At 43.1% G+C, this 2,662-nt stretch carries 3 protein-coding genes and 1 tRNA gene; all 4 read left to right on the plus strand.

Features of this window, described 5'->3' with window-relative positions; translation table 11 throughout:
- The coding region (locus VLN09_RS06830) for a tRNA nucleotidyltransferase (RefSeq protein WP_325244937.1) at positions 1-892 on the plus strand (892 nt) is incomplete at its 5' end.
- Positions 893-952: 60 nt separating this feature from the next.
- The gene (locus VLN09_RS06835; protein WP_325244939.1) at positions 953-1,756 is read left to right on the plus strand and encodes a pteridine reductase; all 804 of its coding nucleotides are present in this window, start codon (positions 953-955) and stop codon (positions 1,754-1,756) included.
- A gap of 82 nt (positions 1,757-1,838) precedes the next feature.
- Positions 1,839-1,915, plus strand: a tRNA-Ile gene (locus VLN09_RS06840).
- A 257-nt stretch (positions 1,916-2,172) separates the two neighbouring features.
- The coding region (locus VLN09_RS06845; protein ID WP_325244941.1) for a polysaccharide biosynthesis/export family protein at positions 2,173-2,662 on the plus strand (490 nt) is incomplete at its 3' end.

The following is a 2,662-nucleotide window of genomic DNA, read 5'->3' on the forward strand; positions in this document are numbered from 1 at the left end:
TATAGAAGTCACTAGCCTAATCGATGATACGCCGATAAGTAATGAAGTCATCGATTATTATGGTGGATTGGGCGACATAAAAGACAAGACTTTGCGTCATGTATCGAGTGCCTTTAGTGAAGACCCTTTACGGGTGCTGAGAACGGCGCGATTTTATAGCCGCTATTATGATTTGGGCTTTACCATTGCTGATGATACATTAGCCCTGATGCGTAAGTTGGTTGCTTCAGGAGAGCTTGCTCATTTAAGTAGCGAGCGTATTTGGCAAGAGTCAAGCCGAGCAATGATGCAACTGTCCCCTCAGGTATACTGGCAGCAGCTATTTGACATCGGTGCACTCACAGAACAGTTTATGCCACTACATCAGGCTTGGAATGCTGGGCAGATACGAGAAACGGTACAGACAGCGCTGTATTTTTCTGGTCAAATGCAGCTCAACTTATCGCAGCGTTGGGCACTATTGATGACCAGCCTTCAGTCGTCTCTATTTAATTCCAAATCTAGTGAGTTAGAAACCCCTGATGTGGCAATAGCTTGTAAAGGTATTAATGATATTGGCAACATGGCTAAAGTGCCAAAAGCACAAACCCAGTTTGCCAGTTTATTCATTCAACAAATCGAAAAATTAAGCACCGTCAACCATCTCACGGCAGCTGATAAAATCGATCTTATTCAAGCTTGTAGTGCCCATAAAGCACCTGACAAACTCTCGCAGCTCTTGGTCACCAGCCAAGTCATGCAGCTAGCGCTACAACATCGACAAATGATGTTGGCATTGAATAGCTTCCATGCTATTGGTATGAATGATATTGACCAAAACCTAAAAGGTCCAGCAATTGGAGAAGCCTTGCGTCAATGTAGGATTGAGCATTTACAAACGCAAACTGCCTGACTAAAAAAAGCTTAAACACTTTTTGAAAACTTACAACCATATCCTGATTAAAACTATACTATGACTCAAAAACTCACAACTACTCAGCCTATGACGACACCTGCGCCGGTCATGCTTGTCACAGGTAGTGCTAAGCGTATTGGTGCTGCGATTGTTCGTGCTGCTCATCGGCAAGGCTATCGCGTCATTATCCATTGTCATCATAGTGAGCAAGAGGCACATGCCCTCGCTGACGAGCTTAATGATACTTGGGCTCATAGTGCTGTGGTTATTATTGCAGATTTGGCAGTGGTGAATCAGAGAGACACTCTCAAGCACCTGACCCAAACTATCATGCAGGCATTTGGGCAACTAGACGTACTGGTACATAATGCTTCTCGCTTTTACCCTACTCCCCTTGGCAGCATTAATTATGACCAATGGGATGAGCTGCTCTTGACCAATGCAAAAGCGCCTTTATTATTGAGTCAAGCGCTATATCCTTATCTAAAAAGTCAGCAAGGCTGTATTATTAGTCTGCTTGATATTCATGCGCATGATAAGCCTTTTGCCAATTATACGGTCTACAATATGGCAAAGGCGGCGCATCGGATGATGGTGCAGTCTTTGGCGCTGGATATGGCGCCTGAGGTACGTGTTAATGGGGTCGCGCCTGGGGTCAATATTTTACCTGATGCGGATAGCGATCAAGCACTTGATAGCCAACAGCAAAGTAAGATTATAAGCTCCATTCCTATGCAACGAATAGGTATACCTGCTGATATTGCACATAGCGTACTCTATTTGGTGCAAGCCAGTTATGTGACAGGCGAGACAATAACCGTAGATGGTGGGCGCAGTTTGACGCTGGCTGGTGGTAATTAGCGAGAATTAATCAAATAGTATGCCCTTCTTGCTAAGTTTTACTTGAAAATATATAAAAATCAGGTATCATTGTGCGTCTAAAGGGCCCATAGCTCAGTTGGTTAGAGCAGAGGACTCATAATCCTTTGGTCGTAGGTTCAAGTCCTACTGGGCCCACCATATTTAGTAATAAAAAAGCTTCCAATTACTTGGAAGCTTTTTTTATGGATGTTTCAATAGTTTTCAGAAAAAATAGGGATATGCGGAGAGCTATAAAATAATGAATTCATAAATAACAGTAATTATTCATTAAATATTTACATCCATGCTCATCGGATGACTTAATGTGTTAGAATGCTGATTTTTTGTTTTCAAAAAAAGTAAGTTTAATTGTTCGTCGCGTTTTTCCGCACTGTTATTTAGGGTGAAATTCAATCATGATTCTTTCGAAAATTCAGCAATCATTGTGTATGACTGTCATTTGCACATTACTGGTTGGGTTCACCTCAGGGTGTACGAGCATAAATTCAGGACTGCAGGCTGGCGACTTACCCCCTAGCGGTGCGTTTACAGCAGATAACGGCATACAGTTCAACGTGCAGCCGCTCAGTCTAGCAACATTACCTCCTAAGCAAGCAATTTCCCAACCTAGTAGTAACTTAGCTCGTTTGATCAAAGACTCTAGACGAGTAGATTATCGAATTGCCCAAGGCGACATTTTAAGCATTGTCTTAGTCGGTTATCCTGACATGGCAGCAGCTGGTGCAAGCGGTTACCCTGTCGATCAGCAGGGCTTTGTGCAATTTCCGCTTATAGGACGCATTAAAGCCAGTGGCATGAGTGTGCCGCAGTTTACCGCCAATCTAAGCGGACAGCTAAAACGCTATCTTAAATACGCAGACCCACAAGTAAAAATCCTTGATTACC

This window comes from Psychrobacter sp. (genome assembly GCF_035469765.1).
Lineage (GTDB): Bacteria > Pseudomonadota > Gammaproteobacteria > Pseudomonadales > Moraxellaceae > Psychrobacter.